The following is a 25,918-nucleotide window of genomic DNA, read 5'->3' as shown; positions in this document are numbered from 1 at the left end:
GTACAACGAGCCGGATCCCCTCCGGGTTCCATTCCGGGGCAACTCAAATATTTTGCACGTACCCGTCAGTCGGTACGGATGCGACCGGAGCTGGTGCGTAGCGGCTCATACGCCCCGGCGCGCGGTCGATTCACACGCGCCGGAATGGTGGGAGGGACAGTACCGGGTGTCTGCCCGAACTCGGGCACCACCCCCCTGTTCCGGCCGAATCCCGACGGCGCCCGGGGCGGGCCCGGCGGCTCCGGCGCGAATCGACCCGGAGTCGTCCGGCGCGAGCACTGGACGGGCGCGCGGATGCGCAGTTCCCTGGCTACGGGGGGTTGTCGTCCAGGCACGGATTGGGGCGCTTTCCATGACACCTACGCTCGTCCCGCACCACCCCGCGCGCGACTGGGCCGAGATCCAGGAACGCATGCTCGTGCCGCTCTACGAGGCGGTGTACGACCGGCTCGGCGTGGGCGCCGGGTCACGGGTGCTCGGCCTCGGCTGCGGCTCCGGCCTCGCGCTGCTGATGGCGGCGGGGCGGGGCGCGCGGGTGGCCGGCGTCGACCGGGACCACGCGCGCGTGGCGCTGGCCAGGGAGCGGCTGCCGGAGGGGGCGCTGAGCACGAGTACGACGGACGTGCCGCAGGCCGGTCCGTACGACGTGATCACGGCCTTCCACGGGACGGCCGCACTCGGCTCGGAGCCGACCGCCCTCACCCGTTCGGCCCAACGGGGCGCGGCGATCGTGCTGGCGGGCTGGGGGCCGCCCGAGCGGTGTGCGACGACCTCGGTGCTGCGGGTCGCGGCCCGCCTGACGGGCTGGGGCCCGGCGCCCCGCGAGGACCTGGACGGCGCCGTCGTGGCCGCGGGCCTGCGCCCGGACGGCTCGGGCCGGGTGGCCTGCCCCTTCGGCTACGCCGACCCGGACAGCGCGGTGCGTGGCCTGATGTCCACCGGCGACTTCGACGCGGCCGTCCGCGCCACGGACCCCGACCAGGTCGAGAAGGAACTCCTGGAGGCCCTCGAACCGTACGTGCGCCCCGACGGCACGGTATGGATGCCGAACGTCTTCCGGTACGTCATCGCCCGCGTGCCGTAGCCCCGACGGACGGGGCCGGGTGCGGGAGGGAACCGGCGGTTGTGCCCGCCCCCGCGGCGGAAGCGCGAGGTACGCGTCGCGCGGGGTGCCGCGGGCAGGCGATCGGTTGCTGCCCCGCGCCGGGGGCCGGCGCGCGGTTGCTCGCCGCGCCGGCGGGATCCCGGCCACGCGGGTGCCGCAGCCCGCGCTGCCGGCCACTGTCCGGCGCGAGGTGCCGCGAACAGGCCGCCCTCCTCCCGGCCGGGGTGGCCAGAGGCCCCGGTGGGAGGGCTGACAGCGATTCCCTCCGCCGGACGCCACGGACCGGCGCAAGGACTTCGCCGAGGCGCGGGATACCCGCCGCGCGGCGCGCCGCAGCCCCGGCGGCGCGGCGGTCCCCGCGGAAGCGGCTGATCCCCCGCGCCCGGGGGGGGCCGGCGCGCGGTTGCTCGCCACGGCGGTGGACACCGGTGACGTGTGTGCCGCGGGCACGCGGACACCGCCTCGCCACGGCAGGAGACGGCCGCCGCACACGGTGCCGCAGGACCGGCGAACGGCTGCCACCCAGCGCAAGTGCCGCTGCCCCTGAGGACGCCCAGCGCCCGCGCAGGACCGGCGAACGGCTGCCGCCCAGCGCAAGTGCCGCTGCCCCTGGGGACGCCCCTGGCCCGAGGTGCGCGGTGCCGCAGGACCGGCGAACGGCCGCCACCAGCGCGCGAGCCGCACCGTGGCACGGGACCCCGCCGCGGCGGGGTCCCGCAGGGCCGGCGGGCAGCTGTCGCCCCGCGCACGTGCCGCAGGACCTGGGGGGCGCCTCCTCGCCGCCCGGCGGACGGCCACCGCCCAGCGCGGGCGCCGCGGGCACGCCGGGCACCGCCTCCGGCGGCAGGAGACGGCCACCGCGGCGGGGTGCCACGGGGCCGGCGGGCAGCTGCCGCCCAGCGCACGCACCGCAGGCTGGGGGACACCCCTCGCCGCGGCAGGAGACTGCCGCCGCGCGCGGTGCACAGAGCCGGCACACGGACCGCCACCCAGCGCAGGTCTCGCGGACACGGCGGGCGCCGTCTCGCCGTAGCAGGGAACGCTCGCCCCGGCGAGGGCCAGCGGGCAGCCGTCGCCAGCGCACGTGCCGCTTGGCCCGGGGGGCGACCCTCGCCGGGACAGGAGACCGGCCGCCACGCACGCCGCCACAGAGCCGGCGCACGGCCGCCACCCAAGGGCGACCCCTCGCCGCCGCGCGCGGGTCCCGCAGAGCCGACGTACGGCTGCCGCCCGACGCCGGTGCCGCAGGCACAGCACGCGCGCGCCCTCGCCGAGCCGCCGGGTGCCGTAGGCAGGCTGCCCCTACCCCCGGCTCGGGCGCCGCAGGCCCCGCCAACCGCAGACGCCGCCCGCAGCTACTCCCCCGCGCCGGGGGTCGTCGACCCGCCGGTCGTCGGCCCCTCGGACATCGGCCCGGCAGACATCGGTCCATCAGGCCTCGGCCCCGCAGGCATCGCGCCCGCAATCGGCTCCTCAACCGGCTCCTCGCCACGACGCGGGATGCCCGCCGCGCGGTAGGCGGCGGCTTCTTCGAGGGTCTCGTTCTCCAGGAGGGCGGAGGCGAGGGCGTCGAGTCGGGGGCGGTGGGCGCGGAGTTGGCGGAGGGCGCTTTCGTAGCACTCCTCGACGATGCGGCGCATCTCCTTGTCGACGGTGTCGAGGGTGGCGGGTGCGGCCGAGAGGCCGTAGGCCTGTTGGGCGTCGGAGGGGATCGCGGTCAGGCGGCCGACGCGTTCGCTCATGCCCCAGCGGCCCGCCATGCCGCGGGCGATGTTCGTGACCTGTTCCAGGTCGCTCTCGGCGCCGGTGGTGACGACGCCGAAGACGACCTCCTCGGCCGCCATGCCGCCGAGCGCCCCGATGATCCGGCCGCGCAGGTACTCCTCGGTGTAGGCGTACTTGTCGGACTCCGGGGTGGAGAGGGTGACGCCGAGGGCGCGGCCGCGCGGCACGATGGTGATCTTGCGGACGGGGTCGGCGCCGGGCTGGAGCATGCCGAGCAGGGCGTGGCCGCTCTCGTGGTAGGCGGTGCGGCGCCGTTCCTCGGGCGGCATGACCAGCGGTCGTTCCGCGCCGAGCTGCACCTTCTCCAGCGCGTCGGAGATGTCGGACTGGGTGACGGCCTTCTGCCGGCGCTTCACGGCGAGCAGGGCCGCCTCGTTGGCGAGGTTGGCGAGTTCGGCGCCGGTCATGCCGGGTGTGGTCTTGGCGACGTGCTCCAGGTCGACGTCCTTGGAGAGCGGGATCTCCCGCGTGTGGATCCGCAGGATGGCCTCCCGGCCTCCGCGGTCGGGCGGGTTGACGTGCACGATCCGGTCGAAGCGGCCGGGGCGGGTCAGGGCGGGGTCGAGGACGTCGGCCCGGTTGGTGGCGGCGAGCACGATGACGCCCTCGGAGCCGGTGAACCCGTCCATCTCGGTGAGGATCTGGTTCAGGGTCTGCTCGCGTTCGTCGTGGCCACCCATGCCGGCCCCCGCCCCGCGGGCCCGTCCGATGGTGTCGATCTCGTCGATGAAGATGATCGCGGGTGCGACCTTGCGGGCCTCCGCGAACAGCTCGCGCACCCGGGAGGCGCCCACGCCGACGATCATCTCGATGAACTCGGAGGCCGAGGCGGAGAAGAACGGCACTCCGGCCTCCCCCGCCACCGCCCGGGCGAGCAGCGTCTTGCCGGTCCCGGGCGGGCCGGCGAGCAGCACGCCGCGGGGCATCTTGGCGCCCAGCTCGCGATAGGCGCCGGGGTTCTTCAGGAAGTCGACGACGTCGTTGAGCTCGCCCTCGACCTCGTCGATGCCGGCGACGTCCTCGAAGGTGGTGCGTTTGCCGCTCTCCAGCTCGACCGGTTTGGGCGGGGCCTTGCGGCCCAGCATCCCGCCGGCTCCGCCCATGCCGGCGCTCATCCGGCGGGCGATGAACACCCACAGCAGGACGAGCAGCACCATCGGGGCGAGCGAGATCAGCAGGTTGGCCAGGAAGCTGCGTTCCTGGACGACGGGTTCGGCGGTGACGGTGACGTTCTGCCTGGACAGCTGGGCCCACAGGTCGTCGTCGGCGAAGGCGGGGCGCTGGGTCTGGAACTTCGTGTAGTCACCCTCGCCGTCGGGGACGGGCTGCTTGTTCTTGAGCTGGCCTTGGATGGCGTCGCCCTTGGAGTAGATCTTGGTGACGTTGCCGGCGGCGACCTGCTTGCTGAACTCCGTGTACGAGACGGTCGGCCCGTCACCCTCGTTGAAGAAGGACAGGACCAGGTTGGTGATGAGGTAGACCGCGAGGGCGGCGAGGATGAGGCTGCCCCAGCCGCCGGGCATCTTCCTCTTGGGCGGCGGGGGCGGCGGGGCCCCTTCCGAGCGCCAGGGCTGGTCGGTCCGGTCGCGCGGGGGTACGGAGTTGGCCACGGGCTCTCCTCGGGGCGGCAATGGCCCCAGTATCGAAGAACCGCACATTCCCGGCATTACGGATGGGCCGATCGTACGAAAAGGGGCCCGCGGCGGTTTCGTACCGCCACGGGCCCCTCTGCGTACGGGTTGCTTACGGGTTGCCGACGCGTCAGCCCATGGGCCGACGGGTCAGCCCGTCAGCCCGTCAGCCCATGAACTTCTTGAACTCGTCCGGGAGCTCGAAGTCGGTCGGCTGCTGGCCCGCCGGCAGTCCGAACGCGCCGCCGGCCTGCGCCTGCTCGCGCTTCGCCTGGGCGGCCTGCTCCTCGGCCTTCCGCTTCATCGGGTTGCCGCTCTTGCGCTTGCCCTTGGCCTGCTTGAGCTGCTTCTTCTGCCGGCCGGGGCCGCCGCCCATGCCCGGGATCCCCGGCATGCCCGGCATGCCGCCGCCCTGCGCCATCCGCGACATCATCTTGCGCGCCTCGAAGAACCGCTCGACGAGGCCCTTGACGGCGCTGACCTCGACACCGGAACCGCGGGCGATACGGGCGCGGCGCGAGCCGTTGATGATCGTCGGGTCCTGGCGCTCGGCCGGGGTCATCGACTTGATGATGGCGGCCGTGCGGTCGACGTCGCGCTCGTCGATGTTGGCGATCTGCTCCTTCATCTGCGCCATGCCGGGCAGCATCCCGAGGAGCTTGCTGATGGAGCCCATCTTGCGGACCTGCTCCATCTGCGCCAGGAAGTCGTCGAGCGTGAACTCCTGGCCCTTCTTGGACGCCAGCTTGGAGGCCATCTTGGCGGCCTCTTCCTGGCTGAAGGTCTGCTCGGCCTTCTCGATGAGCGACATGATGTCGCCCATGCCGAGGATGCGGGACGCCATGCGGTCCGGGTGGAACGCGTCGAAGTCGTCCAGCTTCTCGCCGTTGGAGGCGAACATGATCTGCTTGCCGGTGACGTGCGCGATGGAGAGCGCGGCACCACCACGGGCGTCGCCGTCGAGCTTGGAGAGCACGACGCCGTCGAAGCCGACGCCGTCGCGGAAGGCCTCGGCGGTGTTGACCGCGTCCTGACCGATCATGGCGTCGACGACGAAGAGGATCTCGTCGGGGCTGACGGCGTCGCGGATGTCCGCGGCCTGCTGCATCAGCTCCTGGTCGATGCCGAGGCGGCCGGCGGTGTCGACGATGACGACGTCGTACAGCTTGGTGCGGGCGTACTCGATGGAGTCCTTGGCGACCTGGACCGGGTCGCCGACGCCGTTGCCCGGCTGCGGACCGTAGAAGGCCACGCCCGCGCGGTCGGCGACGACGGAGAGCTGGTTGACGGCGTTGGGGCGCTGGAGGTCACAGGCGACGAGCAGCGGGGAGTGGCCCTGGCCCTTGAGCCACAGACCGAGCTTTCCGGCGAGGGTGGTCTTACCGGCACCCTGGAGACCGGCCAGCATGATCACGGTCGGCGCGGTCTTGGCGAACCGCAGACGGCGGGTCTCGCCACCGAGGATGCCGACCAGCTCGTCATTGACGATCTTGATGAACTGCTGTGCCGGGTTGAGCGCCTTGGAGATCTCGGCCCCGAGCGCCCGCTCCTTCACGTTCTTGATGAACGCCCGGACGACCGGCAGCGCGACGTCGGCTTCGAGCAGGGCGATGCGGATCTCGCGCGCGGTGGCGTCGATGTCCGCCTCGCTGAGGCGCCCCTTGCCGCGCAGGTTCTTGAAAGTCGCTGAAAGGCGGTCGGAGAGGGTATCGAACACGGCGGTCGCGGATCCTCGGTGTCGTGGGCGGGCGGACGGACTGCCCTCCAGGGTATCCGGCCGCTCAGCGTGCGTGCCCTCACCCGCCGTATCCGGCGGACGAGGGCACGGGGGCGGTGTCAGCCGAGCGCCCTCTCCAGCGCCTTGACGACGTCCGCCGCCTCGCCGTCCGAGAGCGGGGAGCCGTCCGGCCGTGTCACGTACAGGGTGTCCACCGCGTTCGCGCCCAGGGTCGAGACGTGGGCGCTGCGCACGCGGACCTCGGCGCCCTCCAGGGCGCGGCCGATGCGGTGGAGGAGGCCGGGGGCGTCCTGGGCGCGGACCTCGATGACCGTGGCGTGGTGGGAGGCCGCCGGGGCGACGGTGACGCGGGGCGGTGGGGCCTGCACGCCGCGTCGCCTGGGATAGGCGGCGTCGCGTTCGGCGAGGCGGGCGGGGACGTCGAGGGCGCCGTCGAGAGCGCGGACGAGGTCGGCGCGCAGTCGGTGGGCCTCGGGGAGGGTGCCGTACTCGGCGGCGACCCGCCAGTCGAGGACGAGGACGGAGCTTCGGCCCAGCTCCGTGGGCAGGGCGACGGCGCGCAGGTCGGCGGCGCGCACGGTGAGGCGGTGCAGGGCGAGGACGCCGGCGACGGCGGGCAGCACGCCGGGCCGCTCGGGCAGGGCCACGAGGAGTTCGACGCCGACCGGCTCGGGCGTCTGGGAGTCGGGCTCCTCGGAGTCGGGGGCCACCGGGTCGTGCGCGTGGAGGGTGAGGACGGGTTCGCCGGTGCGCAGCGCCTCGATGGCGAGCCGTTCCTGTTCGGCGCTGGGCGCGGCGGCCTCGGGGTCGGGCGGCTCCTCCCCCGCGAGCACGCCGGCGACGCGTTTGACGAGGTCGGCGACGAGGGAGGCGCGCCAGGAGGACCAGGCGGCCGGTCCGGTGGCGAGGGCGTCGGCCTCGGTGAGGGCGTGCAGGAGTTCCAGGGCGCCGAGGGTGCCGACGGCGGCGGCGACGGTCTGGACGGTGGCGGGGTCGTCGAGGTCGCGGCGGGTGGCGGTCTCGACGAGGAGGAGGTGGTGGCGGACGACGGTGGCGATGACGGCGACGTCGGCGCGGTCGAAGCCGATGCGGGTGGCGAGGTCGCGGGCGATGGTCTCGCCGGCGACGGAGTGGTCCCCGGGCCAGCCCTTGCCGATGTCGTGCAGGAGGGCGGCGACGAGCAGCAGGTCGGGGCGGTTCACGCGGCGGGTGAGGGAGGCGGCGCGGACGGCGGTCTCGACGAGGTGCCGGTCGACGGTCCAGGTGTGGACGGGGTTGCGCTGGGGGCGGCAGCGGACCCGTTCCCAGTCGGGCAGCAGGCGGGTGACGAGCCCTTCGGCCTCCAGGGCCTCCCACACGGGGACGGTGGGCTCGCCGGCGCCGAGGAGGGTGACGAGTTCCTCGCGGGCCTCGGCGGGCCAGGGCACGGGCAGCGGCCTGGCGGTGGCGGCGAGGCGGCGTACGGCGTGGAGGGACAGCGGGAGGCCGGCCTGGGCGGCGGCCGCGGCGGCGCGGAGCGGGAGGACGGGGTCGCGTTCGGGGCGGGCGCTGAGGGCGAGGACGGCCTCGCCGTCCATCTCGACGACGCCTTCGGCGAGCGGGGTGCGGGCGACGGCCGGTTTCGAGGCTCCGGAGCGGCCGCCGAGGAGGCCGCGCAGCCGGGGCCGGGCGGAGCGGGCCTTGAGGACCCTGCCCACCTCGCGCCAGGTGACGTCGGAGGCGTACGAGACGGTCCGGGCGGCCTCGTACACCTCGCGCAGCAGGGTGTCGGCGTCGAGCAGGCCGAGTTCCGCGGCGACGGCGTCCTGTTCCTGGAGGGCGAGCCGGTCGGTGGCACGGCCGGTGGCGAGGTGGAGGGCGTCGCGGGCGTCGAGGAGGCGGCGGCGGGCGTCGTCGAGTCCTTCGCGGGGGGCGTCGGCGAGCCAGGAGGCGGCGACGGCGCGCAGCGCCTGGGCGTCGCGGAGCCCGCCGCGGGCCTCCTTGAGGTCGGGTTCGAGGAGGTACTGGAGTTCGCCGGAGCGTTCGGCGCGCTCGCGGCAGAGGGCGTCGAGCTCGGGGAGGCGGCGGGGGGCCTGGTTGCGCCAGTCGGCGAGGACGGCGGTGCGCAGGGCGGTGGCGAGGGCGGCGTCGCCGGCGACGGGCCGGGCGTCGAGCAGGCCGAGCTGGACCTTGAGGTCCTCGCCGGCGGTCCTGCGGGCCTCGGCGGTGGTGCGGACGGAGTGGTCCAGGGCGATACCGAGGTCCCAGACGGGGTACCAGACGCGGTCGGCGAGGGCGGCGATGGTCCGGGCGTCGGCGGTGCCGTCGTGCAGGAGGAGCAGGTCGAGGTCGCTGCGCGGCGAGAGTTCGCCGCGTCCGTAGCCGCCGACGGCGACGAGCGCCGTTCCGGGGGGCGCGCCGGCGGCCTGGTAGAGGCCGGCGAGCCAGTCGTCGGTGAGGCGGGCCAGGGCGGTACGGCGCGGCGGCCCGGACCGCGCCTTCTCGGTGAGAAGGCGCAGCCGGGCCGCCGCGTAACCGCTGGGTCCCGAATCTTCCGTTTCCGTTTTCACGTCGAGGTTCGTCACCCAGCGGCTCCTTACAGCGTCGTTGTCCGGGCCTACAGCGCGTCCGGTCCGCGTTCGCCGGTGCGGACCCGCACGGCGGTCTCGACCGGCACGCTCCACACCTTTCCGTCACCGATCTTGCCGGTGCGGGCGGCCTTCACGACGACGTCGATGAGCTGTTCGGCGTCATCGTCCTCGACGAGGACCTCGATGCGGATCTTGGGGACGAGGTCGACGGTGTACTCGGCGCCGCGGTAGACCTCGGTGTGGCCGCGCTGGCGGCCGTATCCGCTGGCCTCGGTGACGGTGAGCCCGTGGACGCCGAAGGCCTGGAGGGCTTCCTTGATCTCGTCGAGCCGGTGCGGCTTCACGACCGCGGTGATGAGCTTCATGCGTCCACCTTCTTGTTCTCCGTCGGGGCGGGAGCGGGGACGGCGGTGGCGGTGCGCCCGGCGATGCCGCCGCCGGCCCCGCTGAAGTCGTATGCGGTCTCGGCGTGCTCGACCTGGTCGATGCCGGCGACCTCGTCGTCCTCGCTGACCCGCATCCCCATCGTCTTGTCGATGATCAGGGCGAGGATCGCGGAGACGATCAGAGAGTAGGCGAGGACGGAGAAGACTCCGATGGCCTGCTTGCCGAGCTGTTCGAGGCCGCCGCCGTAGAAGAGGCCCTTGGCCTCGGACTGGACGCCGCCGGTGGCGAAGAAGCCGACGAGGAGGGAGCCGATGACACCGCCGACGAGGTGGACGCCGACGACATCAAGGGAGTCGTCGTAGCCGAACCTGTACTTGAGGCCGACGGCCATGGCGCACACCAGTCCGGCGACGGCGCCGATGGCGATCGCGCCGAGCGGGGAGCAGGAGCCGCCGGCGGGGGTGATGGCGACGAGGCCGGCGACCGCGCCGGAGGCGGCGCCGAGGGTGGTGAAGGAGCCGTGGCGGAGCTTCTCGTAGAGGAGCCAGGCGAGCATGGCGGCGGCGGTGGCGACCTGGGTGTTGACGAACATGACGGCGCCGACGCCGTCGTCGTTGCCGAGCCACGAGCCGGCGTTGAAGCCGAACCAGCCGAACCACAGCAGGCCCGCGCCGAGCATGACCAGCGGGAGGCTGTGCGGGCGCATCGGGTCCTTCTTGAAGCCGACGCGCTTGCCGATGACGAGGATCACGCCGAGGGCGGCGGCGCCGGCGTTGATGTGGACGGCGGTGCCGCCGGCGAAGTCGATGACGCCCATCTCGAAGAGCCAGCCGCCGGTGCCCCAGACCCAGTGGGCGACGGGGAAGTAGACGACCGTGGCCCACAGGGTGATGAACAGGGCCCAGGCGGTGAACTTGACCCGGTCGGCGAGGGCGCCGCTGATGAGGGCCGGGGTGATGATGGCGAACATCAGCTGGAAGACGGCGAAGACGTACACCGGGATGGTGTAGCCGGGCCACAGTTCGGTGATGCCGATGCCGCTGAGGCCGACGTAGTCGGAGGACCAGCCGAAGAGGGAGGCGGAGTCGGTGCCGAAGGCGATGCTGAAGCCGTAGAGCACCCACAGGATCGTGACGATCCCGAGGCTGATGAAGCTCATCATCAGCATGTTGAGGGTGGACTTCACGCGGACCATGCCTCCGTAGAAGAAGGCGAGGGCCGGGGTCATCAGCATGACCAGGGCGGAGCAGATGAGCATGAACCCGGTGTTGGCTGCGGAGAGCGTGGGCTCACCTGCGGCCAGGGTCGTGATGGCTGCTGCCATCGGCGTCTCCTCGTCGTCGGACGGCCTGTGCGGGGGCGGGGGCCGAAGAGCGGCTCGGCCATGAGGGGTGGCCGGTTATGCGCCAGAGATTCGCGCAGCGCGGTTTCCGCCGATGCCGCTCGATGTTTCGCCGCAGTGACGAAGGGGCGGGGCGTGTTACGCGGCCGTGAACGGCAGGGTCACGGGAAGGTCACGGCGGTACCATCCGAGGCCGCGGCCGCAAGCGGACCGGCCGCGCCGGCGTCCGTATGTCCGTTGCGGCGGGGGAGCCGAGTCGGGCTTCATGGGACGGCCGGCGCGGCCGGGGTCTTCGGGCGGGCGGACGAGGGCCCGGTCAGACGGCCTCCGCCGTCTCGGGGAGCAGGGCGGTGAGCCGGTCGGTGAGCTGGACGACCTCGGCGACGTCGCCGAAGTCGCGGGCTGCGGTGTCGACCGTCTTGCGCAGTCGGGTGTTGACCCGCTCGGAGCGGACCCTGCGGGCGACGGTGAGGGCCCTCTCGGCGAGGACGACCGACTGCTCGGGCTCCCGCTTGAGGAGGTGGACGGTGGCCATGCCGATGAGGTTGAGGGCGTAGCTGCGCTGGTGCTCCGGGTCCTTCTCGAAGAGTTCGACGGCCCGTTCCATGACGGGTTCGGCGAGCGAGGCGTAGGTCGGGGAGCGGCCGGCGACGTAGGCGAGGTCACGGTAGGAGTGGGAGTTCTCGCCGTTGAGCTCGGCCTCGGAGAAGAAGCGGATCCAGTCGGGCTCGGGCTCGCCGTCGAGGCCGACGTCGGCGAAGGTGTCCTCGGCCATGCGCACGGCCCGCTTGCACTTGGAGGGCTGGCCCATGTTCGCGTAGGCGCGGGCCTCCATCGCATACAGCATGGCCTGGGTGCGCGGGGTGGCGCAGTCGCGACTGCCGTACTGGGCGAGGTGGATGAGTTCGAGGGCGTCGTCGGGCCGGCCGAGGTGGATCATCTGGCGGCTCATGGAGGACAGGATGTACGAGCCGAGGGGCTTGTCGCCGGCTTCCTTGGCGGCGTGCAGGGCGAGCACGAAGTACTTCTGGGCGGTGGGCTGGAGGCCCACGTCGTAGCTCATCCAGCCGGCCAGCTCGGCCAGTTCGGCGGCGCAGCGGAACAGGCGCTGGGCGGTGGCGGAGGGCTGGGGCTCCTGGAGGAGGTCGGTGACCTCGTGGAGCTGGCCGACGACCGCCTTGCGGCGCAGTCCTCCGCCGCACTGGGCGTCCCACTGGCGGAACATCGCGGTGGTGGATTCGAGGAGGTCGAGCTCGACCGGGGAGAGCCGGTGCGTGCGCCGCTCCTCGGCGGCGCCCGCGGGCCGCTCGGGCTCGGTGACCGGGGTGGGCACGAGCCAGCGCTGCATGGGTTCGATGAGGGCGGGGCCCGCGGCGAGCGAGAGCGAGGAGCCGAGGAAGCCGCGGCGGGCGAGCATCAGGTCGCTGCGGGAGAACTCGCTGAGCAGGGCGACGGTCTGGGGGCCCGCCCAGGGCAGGTCGACGCCGGACACGGACGGCGACTGGTGGGCGGTGCGCAGGCCGAGGTCCTCGATGGCGACGACGGAGCCGAAGCGCTCGGAGAACAGTTCGGAGAGGATCCGCGGGATGGGCTCGCGGGGCTGCTCGCCGTCGAGCCAGCGGCGCACCCGGGAGGTGTCGGTGGAGATGTGGTGCGCGCCCATCTGGCGTGCCCTGCGGTTCACCTGGCGCGCCAGCTCGCCCTTGGACCAGCCGCTGCGCACGAACCACGAGCCCAACTGCTCGTTGGGGCGCTTGCCGGTAGTCGTACCGTCTGCGCCGTTGCCGCCCACTGGAACGCCCCCATCCACCTGATGTCGTCGTGCGAACCCCTGACAGGATGCCGCGTCGCGCGGTGTCCGTCCGGTGTTTGTACTCCCTCGAACGGAAAACCGGGTTGCCTCCGGCATACCCGTGCGTGCGCTCCGCCCCGGGGGTTCGTGTACCGAAGGTAATCCTACGATCACCCGTCCGGGCATGGCGTTTCAAGAAACGCCACCATTCGCCACCCCTTCGAATGAACTCGCCGCGCGCGGAACGCGATTCACTTGACATGCGACGGAACGGGGTCGGCGGATCGCAGCGCGAGGAGGCGCGCGCGGCGGTGCGCACCACCGCCCGCACGACCGCGCGCCCTCGGCGACGAGACGGCGACGACGGACAGTGGCGGTAGGTCTCCGGTCCGTAACCACCGGCGCGTTCGACCCGTTGGAGGGGGCATGGGCTTCACGATCGGCGGCATTCGTGAGATGCGGTCCGGCTCACGTCGCCGCGTACGCACCACGGAGTGCACTGCGGTGGCCGAGTACACAGGACTGTGGGGCTGGGACGTGGTCCCGGGAGCGCGGGCGGTCGCCGGCCGCTGCTCCTGTGGCGATCCGTCCTGTGCGGCTCCGGGGGCGCATCCGCTGTCCTTCGCCGAGCCGGTCCCGGCGGGCGCGGGCCTCGACGACGCGACCAAGGCGTGGTCGGAGTATCCCGGGGCGGCGATCCTGCTGCCGGTCGGCCGCTCCTTCGACGTGATCGAGGTCGCGGAGGCGGCGGGCCGCCGCGCCCTGGTGCGACTGGAGCGGATGGGGCTGCCGCTGGGGCCGGTGTGCGCGACGCCGACCGGGCGGGCGCAGTTCTTCGTGGCCCCGGGGGCGGCGGCCGAGCTGCCGCAGCTGCTGTACCGGATGGGCTGGGACGACGCAGATCTCGATCTGCACTGTCCGGGCCCCGGCTCCCACATCACCGCGCCGCCCTCGGATCTCGGCGGCCTCGGCCCGGTCCGCTGGCTGCGCCCTCCGACCCTGGACACCGCGGGAGCCCCGCCGCAGGCCCGGCTGCTGCTCGGGACGCTGGCGTACATCTGCCATCGGACGCATCTCTGAGGACCGGCCGCATGAGAAGGGCCCCTGCCGTTGAGCTGCGGCAGGGGCCCTTACTCGTTCGCGCTCGGCGCGCGGAGCGTCAGTCGCCGATGAGGGCGTCGACGAAGGCGCCCGGCTCGAAGGGGGCCAGGTCGTCCGGGCCCTCGCCCAGGCCGACCAGCTTGACCGGGACGCCCAGCTCGCGCTGGACGGCGATGACGATGCCGCCCTTGGCGGTGCCGTCGAGCTTGGTCAGGACGATGCCGGTGATGTCGACCACCTCGGCGAAGACCCGGGCCTGGATGAGGCCGTTCTGCCCGGTGGTGGCGTCGAGGACGAGCAGGATCTCGTCGAGCGGGCCGTGCTTCTCGACGACGCGCTTGACCTTGCCGAGCTCGTCCATGAGGCCGGTCTTGGTGTGCAGCCGGCCGGCGGTGTCGATGAGGACGACGTCGGCCTTCTCGGCGATGCCCTCCTTGACGGCGTCGTACGCGATGGAGGCCGGGTCGCCGCCCTCGGGGCCGCGCACGGTGCGCGCGCCGACCCGCTCGCCCCAGGTCTGCAGCTGGTCGGCGGCGGCGGCGCGGAAGGTGTCGGCGGCGCCGAGGACGACGGACCTGCCGTCGGCGACCAGGACGCGGGCCAGCTTGCCGGTGGTGGTGGTCTTCCCGGTGCCGTTGACGCCGACGACCATGACGACGCCGGGGACGTCCTCGGGGCTCTCGGTCTTCACCGAGCGGTCGAGGTCGGGGCCGAGGAGGGCGACGAGCTCCTCGCGCAGCAGGCCGCGGAGCTCCTCGGGGGTGCGGGTGCCGAGCACCTTGACGCGCTCGCGCAGCCGCTCGACGAGCTCCTGGGTGGGGGCGACGCCGACGTCGGCGGTGAGGAGGGTCTCCTCGATCTCCTCCCAGGTGTCCTCGTCGAGGTGCTCGCGGGACAGGAGCGTGAGCAGCCCCTTGCCGAGCGAGTTCTGGGAGCGGGCGAGCCGGGCCCGGAGCCGTACGAGGCGGCCGGCGGTGGGCTCGGGCACCTCGATGGCGGGGGCCTCGGGGGCGGGCGGCTCCTCGACGACGACCGGGGCACCGGGGGCCTCGGCGGTGGGGAGCTCGACCTCCTCGACGGTGCGGCGTGGTTCTTCCCGCGGTGTCTCCGCCTCGTCGCCGACGTGCGGTTCGGCGGGCGGAGCGGTGATGGTCGGCGGGGTGGACGGCGGCTCGGCCGGCGGCAGCTGCTTCTTCTTGCGACCGCTGATCACGAGGCCGCTGGTCACGGCGACCGCGACGACCAGAGCGATGACTACAGCAAGGATGAGTTCCATAACCGCTCCAGTATCGGCCACGAAGGCGCCGGAGGCGGAGCACGTAGAGTGGTGGTTCCCCCACATCTGTACAACGGAGTACCCCTATGCCCCACGCGTCCGAGACCGGAGGCGCGCAGAGCGGCGCCACGCTGGAGAGCCGCGGCCTCGAACCCGTCCCCGACGCCGAGCGGACCGGCAGGGTCCGTGAGCTCTTCCCGACCTGGGTCGCCGCCAACATCAGTGTGCTGCTGCTCACCATGGGCGCCGGTCTGATCGTCTTCAACGGCCTGAACTTCTGGCAGGTGCTGCTCGTGGCGGTGGCCGCGCCGGTCCTGTCGTACGGGATCGTCGGCCTGATCTCGATCGCCGGCAAGCGGGGCGGCGCGCCCGGTATGGCGCTGTCGCGGGCGGTGTTCGGCCAGCGAGGAAACCTTTTTCCGGGGTCGCTGATCTGGGTGGCCCGCTGGGGCTGGGAGACCATCAACGCGGTCACCGGCGCCTACGCGGTGCTGACGGTGCTCGATCTGCTCTTCGGCGTGAAGTCGAACACGTTCCTCATCGTGGTGACGCTGCTGGCCTTCGTCTCCTGCACCTTCCTGGTCTCCGGGCTCGGGATCAACGCGCTGCGGGTGTGCAGCACCTGGTCGACCTATCTCTTCGGCGCGTTCTCGGTGCTGGTGCTGGTCTATCTGGTCGCGGACACCGACTGGTCGGCGGTCTTCGCCAAGCCGGCCGGGTCGACGGCCATGCTGATCGCCGGCATCGGCACGATCGCGGCGGGCGGCATCAGCTGGGTGCCGTCGGGCCCCGACTTCACCCGCTATCTGCCGCGCACCGCGTCCTCGAAGGCCGTGGTCGGCTCGACCGTGGGCGGCGCGGGGATCGTCGTGCTGCCGATGGTGCTGATGGGCGCGGTGATGGCGGTGTCGACGCCGGACCTGGCGTCGGCGCAGGACCCGGTCTCCTTCATCGGCGAACTGCTGCCGGCCTGGATCTCGGTGCCGTACCTGCTGATCGCCCTGATCGGGATGCTGCTGATCAACTCGATGTCGATGTACTCGGCCGGATTCACGGCGCAGACGCTCGGCATCAAGGTGTCGCGGGCGGCGGCGGTGAGCGTGAACGCGGTGATCAGTCTGGTCTTCGGCTTCCTGCTGATGGTGGTGGCGACCAGCTTCATCGGCTCCTTCATCTCCTTCCTCACGCTGCTCGCGGTGGCGTTCTCGGCCTGGATCGGTGTCTTCGGCGTGGACATGCTGCGCCGGCGGTCGTACGACGGGGAGGCGCTGATGGACACGGGGCGGACGAGCGCCTACTGGTACCGGGGCGGTTTCGCCTGGCAGGCGATGACGGCGTGGGGCGTGGCCCTCGTGGCGGGTCTGCTCCTCACCAAGGTCGACTGGTTCGCGGGGCCGCTGGCGTCCTCGTGGGTCGGCCGGAACGGGCTCGGCTGGGCGGCGACGATCGTGGTGGCGGCGCTGCTGTACGCGGTGCTGCCGCGGGACCGTGCGCCCGGGGCCGGGGCCGGAGCCGTGGCCGACGAGCCCGCCGAGGGGCGCGCGACCGTTTCCATCTGACGCTTCGTCAGCTACGGTCCCCTCCACGACGCACCCGTGGAGGGGACTTCCCATGCCGTTCACCGTCGTCCGGTTCAACCTCGTCGACCCGCACGCCGATCCCGTCTCCCTCTCGGCCCGCTACCGGGCGGCCGTGGAGATGGCGGCCCACGCCGACGCGCACGGGGTGGACACGGTGCAGACCGAGGAGCACCACGGCGCCGCCAACAACTGGCTGCCCTCCCCCTTCGCCTTCGCGGGGGCCGTCTTCGGGGCGACGAAGACGATCGCGGTGACGGTCTCGGCGATCATCGGTCCGCTGCACGACCCGCTGCGGCTCGCGGAGGAGATCGCGGTCCTGGACCTGCTGAGCGGGGGCCGTCTGGTGACGGTGGCGGGGATCGGCTACCGGCCGGAGGAGTACGAGGAGCGCGGGGTCGACTGGGGGCGGCGCGGCCGGCTCCAGGACGAGCTCCTGGAGACCCTGCTCGCGGCCTGGTCCGGTGAGCCGTTCACGTATCGGGGCCGTACGGTACGGGTCACCCCGCGGCCCTTCACCCAGCCGCATCCGCTGCTGCTGGTCGGCGGCTCGTCGAAGGCGGCGGCCCGGCGGGCGGCCCGGCTCGGGCTGCCGCTCTTCCCGAGCGCGCACCTGCCGGAGCTGGAGACGTATTACCGGGAGCAGTGCGCCGCGTACGGGACGGAGGGCTGGACGATGATGCCGGCCCGGGAGACCCCGCTGCTGCACGTGTCGGAGGATCCGGACCGGACCTGGGCGGAGTGCGGCGAGCACTTCCTGCACGAGGCGCGGACCTACGCGTCCTGGCAGTCGAAGGACATCCGCTCGGCGGTGCGTTCGGGCGCGGCGACGGTGGCGGAGCTGCGGGCGGAGGGGGTGTACCGGGTGGTGACGCCCGAGGAGTGCGTGGCGCTCGGGCGGGACCTGGACAGTCTGGTGCTGCATCCGCTGTGCGGCGGGATGCCGGTCGAGGAGGGGTGGCGCAGCGTCCGGCTGTTCTGCGACGCCGTACTGCCCCGGCTCCGGGCGTGAGCCCGGGGCCGGGGCAGTCTCGCGTTCCGAGGAGCGGGGCAGCGGGGTTTAGCCCATCTCCTCCAACGCCTTGCCCTTGGTCTCCTTCACGAACCTGAGCACGAAGGGGATCGAGAGCACGGCGAAGATCGTGTAGATCACGTAGGTGCCGGAGAGGTTCCAGTCCGCGAGGGACGGGAAGCTGGCGGTGATGGCCCAGTTGGCGATCCACTGGGCGGAGGCGGCGACGCCGAGGGCGGCGGCGCGGATGCGGTTGGGGAACATCTCGCCGAGGAAGACCCAGACGACCACGCCCCACGAGAGGGCGAAGAAGAGCACGAAGACATGGGCGGCGACGAGCGCCACGACGCCCTGCGTCTCGGGCAGCTTTCCGTCGACGAGGTCGGCGGAGAAGGCCCAGGCCTCGACGGCCAGGGCGAGGGCCATGCCGGCGGAGCCGACGAGGGCGAGCGGCCGGCGGCCGACCCGGTCGACCAGGACCATCGCGATCACGGTGCCGATGATGTTGATGATCGAGGTGGTGAAGGAGTAGAAGAACGAGCTCGACGGGTCGATGCCGACGGACTGCCAGAGCGTCGCGGAGTAGTAGAAGGCGACGTTGATGCCGACGAGCTGCTGGAAGACGGAGAGTCCGATGCCGACCCAGACGATGGGGAGCAGCCGGGACTTGCTGCCGGCGGCCAGCAGGTCCTTGAAGGTGGACTTGTGCTCGCTGCGCATGGCCTGGTCGATCTCGGCGACCCGGCGGTCCAGGTCGACGCCGCGGCCCTCGACCTCGGCGAGGACCTCCTTGGCCTTGTCGACGCGGCCGACGGAGATGAGGAAGCGCGGGGACTCCGGGATGGCGAAGGAGAGCAGGCCGTAGAGGAGCGCGGGCACGACCATCACGCCGAGCATCCACTGCCAGGCCTCCAGGCCGGCGATCTCGCCGCGCTGGTCGCCGTCGGCGAGCTGGAGGATGCCGTAGTTGACCAGCTGGGAGATGGCGATGCCGATGACGATGGCGGCCTGCTGGAAGGAGCCGAGGCGGCCGCGGTACGCGGCGGGGGCGACCTCGGCGATGTAGGCGGGGCCGATCACGGAGGCCATGCCGATGGCGAAGCCGCCGACGATCCGCCAGAAGGCCAGGTCCCACAGGGCGAAGGGCAGCGCGGAGCCGACGGCGCTGATGGAGAAGAGGACGGCGGCGATCTGCATGCAGCGGATCCGGCCGATCCGGTCCGCCATGCGGCCCGCGGTGGCGGCGCCGATGGCGCAGCCGATCAGGGCGATGGCGATGACCTGGGCGAGCGTGCCCGAGCCGATGTCGTAACGGTCGCGGATGGCCTCGACGGCACCGTTGATGACCGAACTGTCGTAGCCGAAGAGGAAGCCTCCCATCGCGGCCGAGGCCGTGATGAAGATGACGTGTCCGATGTGGTCCGGATGGGCCGAACGGCCCTCGGACGGCGGCGGTGTGGGCGCCTGCGCGGTGCTGGTCACGTGGACTCCTCGGGGCTCCGGCAGCGTCGCCGGTGCGGTGGGGGGCGAGCCCTTCCAGTGGCGCACAACTTCACGCCGCCCACCACTTGAAGGTAAAAGCAACGTTGCAGAGACTATGCCTTCAGGTTTCGAAGTCAAGAGGGGATGTCGTATGACTTGAAACGCACTCGATGGCACCTTGCGTTCACGAGTTGAAGTTATGAGTCTCAGCGCAGCCGCTGGCTGATGACCTTCGATACCCCGTCGCCCTGCATGGAAACGCCGTACAGCGCGTCGGCGACCTCCATCGTCCGCTTCTGGTGCGTGATCACGATCAGCTGCGAGGACTCCTGGAGCTCCTGCATGATCCGGATGAGCCGCTGAAGGTTGGTGTCGTCGAGGGCCGCCTCGACCTCGTCCATCACGTAGAACGGGCTGGGCCTGGCCTTGAAGATCGACACCAGCAGCGCCACCGCCGTCAGCGACCGCTCGCCGCCGGACAGCAGCGAGAGCCGCTTGACCTTCTTGCCCGGCGGGCGGGCCTCGACGTCGACGCCGGTGGTGAGCATGTCGTCCGGATCGGTGAGCACCAGCCGGCCCTCGCCGCCGGGGAAGAGGCGCGAGAAGACGCCCTCGAACTCGCGGGCCGTGTCCCGGTACGCCTCGGTGAAGACCTGCTCGACCCGCAGGTCCACCTCCTTCACGACCTGAAGGAGGTCGGCCCTGGTCTTCTTCAGGTCCTCCAGCTGCTCGGAGAGGAACTGGTGCCGCTCCTCCAGGGCCGCGAACTCCTCCAGGGCGAGCGGATTGACCTTGCCGAGCTGCTGGTAGGCCCGCTCGGCGGCCTTGAGCCGCTTCTCCTGCTCCGAACGGACGAACGGGCGCGGCTGGTTGCGCGGGTGCTCGGGGTCCTCGGGAAGCTGCTCGCCCTCGGCGGGCGGCGACGGCGGTACGGGCTGATGGGGGCCGTACTCGTCGACGAGGGTGACCGGCTCCACGCCGAGCTCCTCCAGCGCGCGGGTCTCCAACTGCTCGATCCGCAGCCGCTTCTCGGCCCCGAGGACCTCACCCCGGTGGACGGAGTCGGTGAGCTTGTCGAGCTCGGCCTTCAGGTCCCGGCCCCGGACGCGGGCGGCCGCGAGGCCCTGCTCGCGGGCGCTCTTGCCGGCCTCGGCGAGGGCCCGTTCCCGCTCGGCGCGGACCAGGGACACCTCGATGTGGGCGAGGAGCTGGCGCGCGCCCGAGGCGACGGCGGCGGCGACCTCGGCCTCGTGGCGCAGCCGCGCCCGGCGCTGTTCGGCGCGCGCCCGGGCCTCGCGCTCGGCGCGGGCCGCCCGGTCCAGGGAGTCGGCCCGTCCGGCCAGGCCCTTGACCCGCTCCTCGTGGGTGCGGACCTGGAGCCGGGCCTCCATCTCGGTCTGGCGTGCGTTGGAGCCGTCGATGGCGAGCCGGTCCCTGACGGAGGTGTCGGGCTCCTCGTCCGCCGGGGCCTCCTCGGCGACGAGCAGCCGTTCGGTCAGCTCCTCCGCCTCGACGAGCGCCTTCTCCAGGGCCTCCTGGGCCCTGGCCGCCGCGGCGGCGGTCCGCTCGGCCTCCCCGGCGGCCCCCCGCGCCTGCCCGGCCAGCCGGCCGAGCTGCTGGGCCACGGCCGACTTCTCCCGCTCGGCGGTACGGCGCCGCTCCCCCAGCTCCTCGACCAGCCGCGCCGCCTCCCGCCTGCGCTCCGCGGCCGCCTCCTGCGCGGCCGCCGACTCCCGGCAGCGCACATCGAGCCCGGCCAGCTCGGCCGCCGCCTCGTCCACGGACGCCTGCACCTCGAGCAGGCTGGGCGCCCCGGCCGAGCCTCCTTGCGCGACGTGCGCGCCCAGCAGATCGCCCTCCGCGGTCACCGCCGTGAGCGCGGGCCGTGTCCGCACCACCTCGACGGCCTCGTCGAGCGTGCCGACCACGACGACGTCCTTCAGCAACCGCCGTACGGCCACGAGGAGTTCGTCGGGGCCGGTCACCAGCCGCGCGGCGGGGACGGCGGTGACGCCGCCGACCGTCAGGACGGCGGCGTCCGCGGTGTCCTCCCGGCGCGGGCCCTCCGCTCCCGCGAGCAGCAGGGAGGCGCGGCCCGCGTCCTGTTTGCGCAGGAGGCGGAGCGCCTCGGCGGCCGCGGTGGGGCCGGTGACGGCGAGGGCGTCGGCGGCGGCGCCGAGGGCGACGGCGACCGGGACCTCGTGGCCGGGGGTGACGGTCAGCAGCTCGGCGGCCGGGCCGAGGAGACCGGTGAGCCCGGCGGCGAGGAGGGCGCCGGTGCCGTCCTTGCGGCGCAGGCCGAGGGCGAGCGCGTCGTGACGGGCGCGGGTGGCGGCCCGGGCACGGTCGGCGGCCGCCGCCTCGTCGCGGGCGGCGGCGAGCGCGGACTCGGCGTCGGCGAGCTCCCGGCGGGCGGCCTCGTGGCGCTCCGCCAGCTCGGTGTCGCCCGCGTCGAGCCCGTCGACCTCCGCCTTCAGTTGCTCGTACTCCTCCTGCGCACGGGCCGCCCGCTCCCGCGCCTCGTCGCGGGCGGCGGCGAGCCGGTCGATCTCGGCCTGGGCGGACGCGGCGCGCGAGCGGGACGCGTTGACCTGGCCGTGCAGCCGGGCCAGGCCCTCGCGGCGGTCGGCGATGGCGCGGGCGACGTCCTTCAGGCGGCGTTCCTCGACGGCGAGGGCGCGCTCCAGTTCGGCACGGTGGGCGACCGTGTCGTCCAGGGCGCGCTCGGCCGCCTCCAGCGCGGCCTCCAGTTCGGCCTCCTGCTCACGAACGCGGGCGGCCTCGCGCTCCATGTCCTCGGGGTCGCGGCCCCGCCGCTCCTCCACCGGCCGGTCGGAGGCGCTCTTCACGCGCGCGTCGGCGAGGGAGATCGTGCCGCGCACCCGCTCGGCGAGCTGGGAGAGCGCGTACCAGGTCTGCTGGGCGCGCTGGAGCCGTGGGGCGAGGCGGCGCACCTCCTCCTCCAGTTCGGCCTCTTTCGCGAGGGCTGCCCTGAGCTCGGCCTCGGTCGCCTCCTTGCGGGCGAGCAGCGCGGCCTCGTCGGCCACCTCCGCCTTCAGCGCCTCCTTGAGTCGTACGAGGTCGTCGGAGAGCAGCCGCAGCCGGGCGTCGCGCAGGTCGGCCTGGATGACGGCGGCGCGGCGGGCGACGGCGGCCTGCCGGCCGAGCGGCTTGAGCTGGCGGCGCAGCTCGTCGGTGAGGTCCTGGACGCGGGCCAGGTTCGCCTGCATCGCGTCGAGCTTCCGCAGCGCCTTCTCCTTGCGCTTGCGGTGCTTGAGGACACCCGCGGCCTCCTCGATGAAGGCGCGGCGGCCCATCGGGTCGGCGTGCAGGACGGAGTCGAGCTGGCCCTGGCCGACGATGACGTGCATCTCGCGGCCGATGCCGGAGTCGGACAGCAGGTCCTGGATGTCGAGCAGCCGGCAGGTGTCGCCGTTGATCTGGTACTCGCTGCTGCCGCCGCGGAACATGATCCGCGTGATGGTGACTTCGGCGTAGTCGATCGGGAGCGCGCCGTCGGAGTTGTCGATGGTCAGCGAGACCTCGGCGCGGCCGAGCGGGGGCCGCCCGGTCGTGCCGGCGAAGATGACGTCCTCCATCTTGCCGCCGCGCAGCGACTTCGCGCCCTGCTCTCCCATGACCCAGGACAGGGCGTCCACGACATTGGACTTGCCCGAGCCGTTGGGCCCGACGACGCAGGTGATTCCCGGTTCGAACCGCAGCGTGGTGGCGGAGGCGAACGACTTGAAACCGCGGAGCGTCAGGGCCTTGAGATGCACGCCTGCGGACTCTACCCGGGGTCGTGGGTTTCACCTGTGAAGGTGCAGGGCACACCCTCCCCCAAGGAAGGTGGGGCAAGGGATCAAAGAAAGAAGGGACGCCGAAGCGTCCCTTGCATATCCAGCTGTCGCTATCCAGCTGTGCCGGCGAATGTGTTTCTCACCTGGCCCCTCGGGGCTGAGGCCTCAGGTGAGCGCAGGCTCCGCCTTGGTGACGTCGAGATCGATGCTGTCCAGCAGCGACTCTCCCTGGTGAGCGGCGGCGGTCAACGCGTCGTTCTCGGACTGGATCCGAACCAGCTCGGACTCGAGGTCCTGGACGCGCTGCTGAAGCCGTCGCATCTCGGCGAGGAGTCGCGGGTCGGAGCCGCCGACGTAACCGAGAAGCGCCTTTGCCATGATGGATGGTCCTCCACAATGAGTGACCGACCGATGCGGTTGGGTCGTGAGGGATTCGCACCCGCGATGCTCGACCGTGCTCTTCTGTCGTGCCCGTTCTCACGCTCGAACAGCTAAGGTGCGCGGGGCTTCCAGAGTCTCACCAAAAAGTTTGACGGTCAACACGATCACGCCCGGGATCAACGGGTCACCGGGGGGTCCGCGGCCTTACGGAGGGCGGCGGCGCCTCGCAACTCGGTGCCCGAGGGGCTGTGGAGATCATCCTTCCGCGCGCAGCCTGGCACGGCAAGTGCTTCTCGGCAATCATCAGGCTTTTTCCTCTTCGCACGCTGTTCGTCGAACGTCCGCCCGAGGCCGGTTCCGGCCATCGGGCGGAGCGCGGTCCGGGAGATCGTCAGCGGATCGAGAAGGTGTCGTAGATGCCGCGCGGGGAGTCCCAGATCTCGGTGACGCCGTCGACGCGGCCGGGCGTGTCGTCGGAGCGGAGCCAGTCGAGCAGACGGTGGCAATTCTCACTCGGCCCCTCGGCCACCACCTGGACGCGGCCGTCGTCGAGGTTCAGGGCGAAGCCGACCAGGCCACCGATCTCCAGCGCGTTTGCCCTGGTGAACCAGCGGAAGCCCACTCCCTGTACCCGGCCGCGCACCCAGGCGGTCATCCGTACGTCGTCGTTCATGGCTGCACGCTAACGGGCGAATTACGGAAGGAGCACGTCAGCCCGGCGTGTCATGGCGTACAGTCCCGACGGAATGGGGCTCACCCGTTTGACCGCGCCCCGCTCGACAGCATCCACACAAGCAAAGCTCAGCAAAGATCGTGGTTCGTCGGCCCCCGGCCGGCCCGGCCCGGTCCAGGCCGTCAGGGAGGCGGAGGAGATGGGACGTCATCGCGGCGCACGACGCGGCGCACCCGTGCGCACCGGACTGCTCGGCGTCTCCGCGGCGGTCGCGGTCGGCGCGGTCGCCGTGGCCTCGGGTCTGCTGCCCGGCGGCGACACGTTCACGACCGGCGGCACCGCCACCGGCGAGCAGCGCGTGGAGGCGCAGCAGGCGCCCAGCCTGACGACACAGGGCGGCTCCTCGCCGACCCCGGCCCGTACGCCCGCCGGCACGCCCGCCGGAAAGGCCAAGGCCGCTCCGTCGCAGAAGCCGTCGACGGCCCCGTCGCAGAAGCCGAAGCCCTCCGCGACGAAGGCGAAGCCCTCCCCGAAGCCGACCCCCGAGGTCACGAAGAAGCCGGTGGCCCAGCCCACGAGGACGGCCCGTCCGACCCAGGCTCCGACGACCGAGGCTCCCGTCTCCTCGCCCTCCGCCGTCACCCGCTCCCTGAGCAGCCGGGCGACGGCAGCCGAGGCGGAGGTCGTGCGGCTGGTGAACGTCGAGCGTGCCCAGGTGGGCTGCGGCCCCGTCCGCTCCGACGCCGGGCTCGCCTCGCTGGCCGGCGCCCTGAGCGCGGACATGGCCGCCCGCGGCTTCTTCGACCACACCGACCCCGACGGCGCCTCCCCCTGGAGCCGCGCCGCGAAGGCCGGCATCACCAACCTGGGCGCGGAGAACATCGCCCGCGGGCAGGTCGACGCGGCCGCCGTGATGAAGTCCTGGATGGCGAGCGACGGACACCGCGCCAACATCCTGAACTGCGACTACAAGGAGCTGGGCGTGGGCGTCCACTTCGCCGACGGCGGCCCTTGGTGGACGCAGGACTTCGGCTACTGAGACGACGACCGTTCCGATACGCGGAAGGGCCCCGTCACCGATCCGGTGACGGGGCCCTTCCGCGTATCGGAGGGTCAGACTGCGGCCTTGCCGAGTGCGAACGTGCGGGCGGTCTCGGCGACGCGGCGGCCGAGGTGCTCGGCGGTCGCGATGTCGGCCTTGTGGACGGCCTCGGGGCCCAGGTCGCTGGGCGTCTGCGCGCCGGCACCGGAGAAGAAGCCGAGGCGGTTGATGTCGTTCTCCGAGCCCGCGCTGTGGTTCCAGCCCGGCTTGAGGCCCAGGTTGACCCAGGTCATGCCGTGCTGGCCGGCGAGGGTCTGGAAGAACTGCAGGGTGTGCAGCTTGTCGCCGCTCTTCGAGCCGGAGTTGGTGAAGCCGGCGGCCAGCTTGTCCAGCCAGGCGTCGGCGAACCAGCGCTTGGAGGTGGCCTCGGCGAACTGGTGGAAGGCGCCGGACGCGGTGCCCATGTAGGTCGGCGAGCCGAAGACGATCGCGTCGGAGGCGTCGAGAAGCTCCCACTGGGCGTCGGTGATCTCGTCGACCTTGATCAGGTGGACGGTGGCACCGGTGTCGGCGGCGCCGTCGCGAACGGCCTCGGCGAGGACGGCGGTGTGGCCGTAGCCGGAGTGGTACGCGATGGAGACGACGGGCGTGGTCATGGAGGGACTCCTCGACGAGGGGAACAGCAGGGGAACGCCAGAAGTAGAGCACTAACTTTTAGAAAGTGCAACCCACTGGTTAGCGCTACCCCATGCGCAGCGCTGTACCGGAGTATGGTGGAGGGCATGACCGATGACCTCGCCTACAACGTGTTCGCCAAGGCCTGTCCCTCGCGCGGCACCCTGGAGCACGTGACCGGCCGGTGGGGCAGCCTGACCCTGGGGGCACTCCACGAAGGCTCGTTCCGCTTCAACGAGCTGCGGCGCAGGGTCGACGGCGTGAGCGAGAAGATGCTGTCCCAGACGCTGCACGCCCTGGAGCGCGACGGGCTCGTGCACCGCGAGGCCCAGCCCACCAATCCCCCGCGCGTCGACTACCGGCTCACGCCGCTGGGCGCGGAGGTCGCGGAGCGGCTGCTCGGCCTGATCCACCTGGTCGAGGGCCGCATGGACCAGGTCATCACCGCCCGCGAGGCGTACGACGCGGAGCGCGCCGCGCCCGTCGCGCCGTAAGCCCACAGCGCCGTAAGCCCACCGCTCGGACCGCTCGACCCGGCTCTGCCGCACC

At 72.5% G+C, this 25,918-nt stretch carries 18 protein-coding genes; 6 read left to right on the top strand and 12 right to left on the bottom strand.

The window, feature by feature from the left end:
* Nucleotides 1-352: 352 nt before the first annotated feature.
* The gene (locus tag ACFY7C_RS24540) at nt 353-1,084 is read left to right on the top strand and encodes a class I SAM-dependent methyltransferase (RefSeq protein ID WP_389654235.1); all 732 of its coding nucleotides are present in this window, start codon (nt 353-355) and stop codon (nt 1,082-1,084) included.
* Between the two features lie 1,376 nt (nt 1,085-2,460).
* Here ACFY7C_RS24540 and ftsH read toward each other — a convergent pair.
* The 6 genes from ftsH to ACFY7C_RS24510 form a co-directional block, all read right to left on the bottom strand.
* Nucleotides 2,461-4,500: an ATP-dependent zinc metalloprotease FtsH gene (gene ftsH / locus ACFY7C_RS24535; RefSeq protein WP_389654233.1), complete on the bottom strand. Its 2,040-nt coding sequence runs from the start codon at nt 4,498-4,500 to the stop codon at nt 2,461-2,463.
* Between the two features lie 187 nt (nt 4,501-4,687).
* The gene (gene ffh, locus ACFY7C_RS24530; RefSeq protein WP_389654231.1) at nt 4,688-6,238 is read right to left on the bottom strand and encodes a signal recognition particle protein; all 1,551 of its coding nucleotides are present in this window, start codon (nt 6,236-6,238) and stop codon (nt 4,688-4,690) included.
* A gap of 119 nt (nt 6,239-6,357) precedes the next feature.
* On the bottom strand, nt 6,358-8,823 hold the full coding sequence (locus tag ACFY7C_RS24525) for a [protein-PII] uridylyltransferase (protein WP_389654229.1): 2,466 nt from the start codon (nt 8,821-8,823) through the stop codon (nt 6,358-6,360).
* A gap of 32 nt (nt 8,824-8,855) precedes the next feature.
* Nucleotides 8,856-9,194, bottom strand: a complete 339-nt coding sequence (locus ACFY7C_RS24520) for a P-II family nitrogen regulator (protein ID WP_004924863.1) — start codon at nt 9,192-9,194, stop codon at nt 8,856-8,858.
* Entirely contained in the window at nt 9,191-10,540 is a 1,350-nt protein-coding gene (locus ACFY7C_RS24515; RefSeq protein ID WP_389654227.1) for an ammonium transporter, read from the bottom strand. Before ACFY7C_RS24515 ends, ACFY7C_RS24520 begins: the two co-directional genes overlap by 4 nt.
* Nucleotides 10,541-10,874: 334 nt before the next feature.
* A complete protein-coding gene (locus ACFY7C_RS24510) occupies nt 10,875-12,350 on the bottom strand; it encodes a hypothetical protein (protein ID WP_389654225.1) in 1,476 nt (491 codons plus the stop codon).
* Nucleotides 12,351-12,776: 426 nt separating this feature from the next.
* On the opposite strand from ACFY7C_RS24510, the gene ACFY7C_RS24505 reads away from it, so the two are divergent.
* Nucleotides 12,777-13,430, top strand: a complete 654-nt coding sequence (locus ACFY7C_RS24505; RefSeq protein ID WP_389654223.1) for a bifunctional DNA primase/polymerase — start codon at nt 12,777-12,779, stop codon at nt 13,428-13,430.
* 79 nt (nt 13,431-13,509) lie between these two features.
* Here ACFY7C_RS24505 and ftsY read toward each other — a convergent pair whose 3' ends face one another.
* Nucleotides 13,510-14,727, bottom strand: coding sequence for a signal recognition particle-docking protein FtsY (gene ftsY, locus ACFY7C_RS24500; RefSeq protein WP_389654221.1), 1,218 nt, complete (start codon nt 14,725-14,727; stop codon nt 13,510-13,512).
* An 86-nt stretch (nt 14,728-14,813) separates the two neighbouring features.
* Here ftsY and ACFY7C_RS24495 point away from each other — a divergent pair, with 86 nt between their 5' ends.
* Complete coding sequence (locus ACFY7C_RS24495) at nt 14,814-16,286, top strand: cytosine permease (RefSeq protein WP_389654219.1); 1,473 nt, start codon at nt 14,814-14,816, stop codon at nt 16,284-16,286.
* Between the two features lie 52 nt (nt 16,287-16,338).
* The gene (locus tag ACFY7C_RS24490) at nt 16,339-17,316 is read left to right on the top strand and encodes an LLM class flavin-dependent oxidoreductase (RefSeq protein ID WP_389654217.1); all 978 of its coding nucleotides are present in this window, start codon (nt 16,339-16,341) and stop codon (nt 17,314-17,316) included.
* 48 nt (nt 17,317-17,364) lie between these two features.
* On the opposite strand, the gene ACFY7C_RS24485 is transcribed toward ACFY7C_RS24490, so the two are convergent.
* The 4 genes from ACFY7C_RS24485 to ACFY7C_RS24470 all read right to left on the bottom strand — a co-directional run bounded on the left by ACFY7C_RS24485 (nt 17,365) and on the right by ACFY7C_RS24470 (nt 23,652).
* A complete protein-coding gene (locus tag ACFY7C_RS24485) occupies nt 17,365-18,798 on the bottom strand; it encodes a sugar porter family MFS transporter (RefSeq protein WP_389654215.1) in 1,434 nt (477 codons plus the stop codon).
* A 206-nt stretch (nt 18,799-19,004) separates the two neighbouring features.
* On the bottom strand, nt 19,005-22,577 hold the full coding sequence (gene smc / locus ACFY7C_RS24480; protein ID WP_389654213.1) for a chromosome segregation protein SMC: 3,573 nt from the start codon (nt 22,575-22,577) through the stop codon (nt 19,005-19,007).
* A 186-nt stretch (nt 22,578-22,763) separates the two neighbouring features.
* On the bottom strand, nt 22,764-22,976 hold the full coding sequence (locus ACFY7C_RS24475; RefSeq protein ID WP_389654211.1) for a hypothetical protein: 213 nt from the start codon (nt 22,974-22,976) through the stop codon (nt 22,764-22,766).
* A 394-nt stretch (nt 22,977-23,370) separates the two neighbouring features.
* Nucleotides 23,371-23,652 carry an acylphosphatase gene (locus ACFY7C_RS24470; RefSeq protein ID WP_389654209.1) on the bottom strand — a complete coding sequence of 94 codons (282 nt, stop codon included), beginning with the start codon at nt 23,650-23,652 and terminating at the stop codon, nt 23,371-23,373.
* Nucleotides 23,653-23,851: 199 nt separating this feature from the next.
* Between ACFY7C_RS24470 and ACFY7C_RS24465 the strand changes: the two genes are divergently transcribed.
* Nucleotides 23,852-24,691 carry a CAP domain-containing protein gene (locus ACFY7C_RS24465; RefSeq protein WP_389654207.1) on the top strand — a complete coding sequence of 280 codons (840 nt, stop codon included), beginning with the start codon at nt 23,852-23,854 and terminating at the stop codon, nt 24,689-24,691.
* Between the two features lie 74 nt (nt 24,692-24,765).
* Here ACFY7C_RS24465 and ACFY7C_RS24460 read toward each other — a convergent pair whose 3' ends face one another.
* A complete protein-coding gene (locus ACFY7C_RS24460) occupies nt 24,766-25,350 on the bottom strand; it encodes a flavodoxin family protein (RefSeq protein WP_389654205.1) in 585 nt (194 codons plus the stop codon).
* Nucleotides 25,351-25,476: 126 nt separating this feature from the next.
* Here ACFY7C_RS24460 and ACFY7C_RS24455 point away from each other — a divergent pair, with 126 nt between their 5' ends.
* Nucleotides 25,477-25,863 (top strand): winged helix-turn-helix transcriptional regulator, encoded by a 387-nt coding sequence (locus ACFY7C_RS24455; RefSeq protein ID WP_389654203.1) that lies wholly within the window; start codon nt 25,477-25,479, stop codon nt 25,861-25,863.
* The last annotated feature ends 55 nt before the right edge of the window (nt 25,864-25,918 follow it).

The organism is Streptomyces sp. NPDC012769, assembly GCF_042901205.1.
Taxonomy (GTDB): domain Bacteria; phylum Actinomycetota; class Actinomycetes; order Streptomycetales; family Streptomycetaceae; genus Streptomyces.
Note: the sequence above shows the minus strand (reverse complement) of the source record. Positions and strands in the feature narration are given on the sequence as shown.

Excerpts from the sequence above, each read along its gene's own strand:
- ACFY7C_RS24540 (WP_389654235.1), top strand. The coding sequence starts at position 353 with ATGACACCTACGCTCGTCCCGCACCACCCCGCGCGCGACTGGGCCGAG.
- ACFY7C_RS24520 (WP_004924863.1), bottom strand. The coding sequence starts at position 9,194 with ATGAAGCTCATCACCGCGGTCGTGAAGCCGCACCGGCTCGACGAGATC.
- ACFY7C_RS24515 (WP_389654227.1), bottom strand. The coding sequence starts at position 10,540 with ATGGCAGCAGCCATCACGACCCTGGCCGCAGGTGAGCCCACGCTCTCC.
- ACFY7C_RS24505 (WP_389654223.1), top strand. The coding sequence starts at position 12,777 with ATGGGCTTCACGATCGGCGGCATTCGTGAGATGCGGTCCGGCTCACGT.
- ftsY (WP_389654221.1), bottom strand. The coding sequence starts at position 14,727 with ATGGAACTCATCCTTGCTGTAGTCATCGCTCTGGTCGTCGCGGTCGCC.
- ACFY7C_RS24495 (WP_389654219.1), top strand. The coding sequence starts at position 14,814 with ATGCCCCACGCGTCCGAGACCGGAGGCGCGCAGAGCGGCGCCACGCTG.
- ACFY7C_RS24490 (WP_389654217.1), top strand. The coding sequence starts at position 16,339 with ATGCCGTTCACCGTCGTCCGGTTCAACCTCGTCGACCCGCACGCCGAT.
- ACFY7C_RS24475 (WP_389654211.1), bottom strand. The coding sequence starts at position 22,976 with ATGGCAAAGGCGCTTCTCGGTTACGTCGGCGGCTCCGACCCGCGACTC.
- ACFY7C_RS24470 (WP_389654209.1), bottom strand. The coding sequence starts at position 23,652 with ATGAACGACGACGTACGGATGACCGCCTGGGTGCGCGGCCGGGTACAG.
- ACFY7C_RS24465 (WP_389654207.1), top strand. The coding sequence starts at position 23,852 with ATGGGACGTCATCGCGGCGCACGACGCGGCGCACCCGTGCGCACCGGA.
- ACFY7C_RS24460 (WP_389654205.1), bottom strand. The coding sequence starts at position 25,350 with ATGACCACGCCCGTCGTCTCCATCGCGTACCACTCCGGCTACGGCCAC.
- ACFY7C_RS24455 (WP_389654203.1), top strand. The coding sequence starts at position 25,477 with ATGACCGATGACCTCGCCTACAACGTGTTCGCCAAGGCCTGTCCCTCG.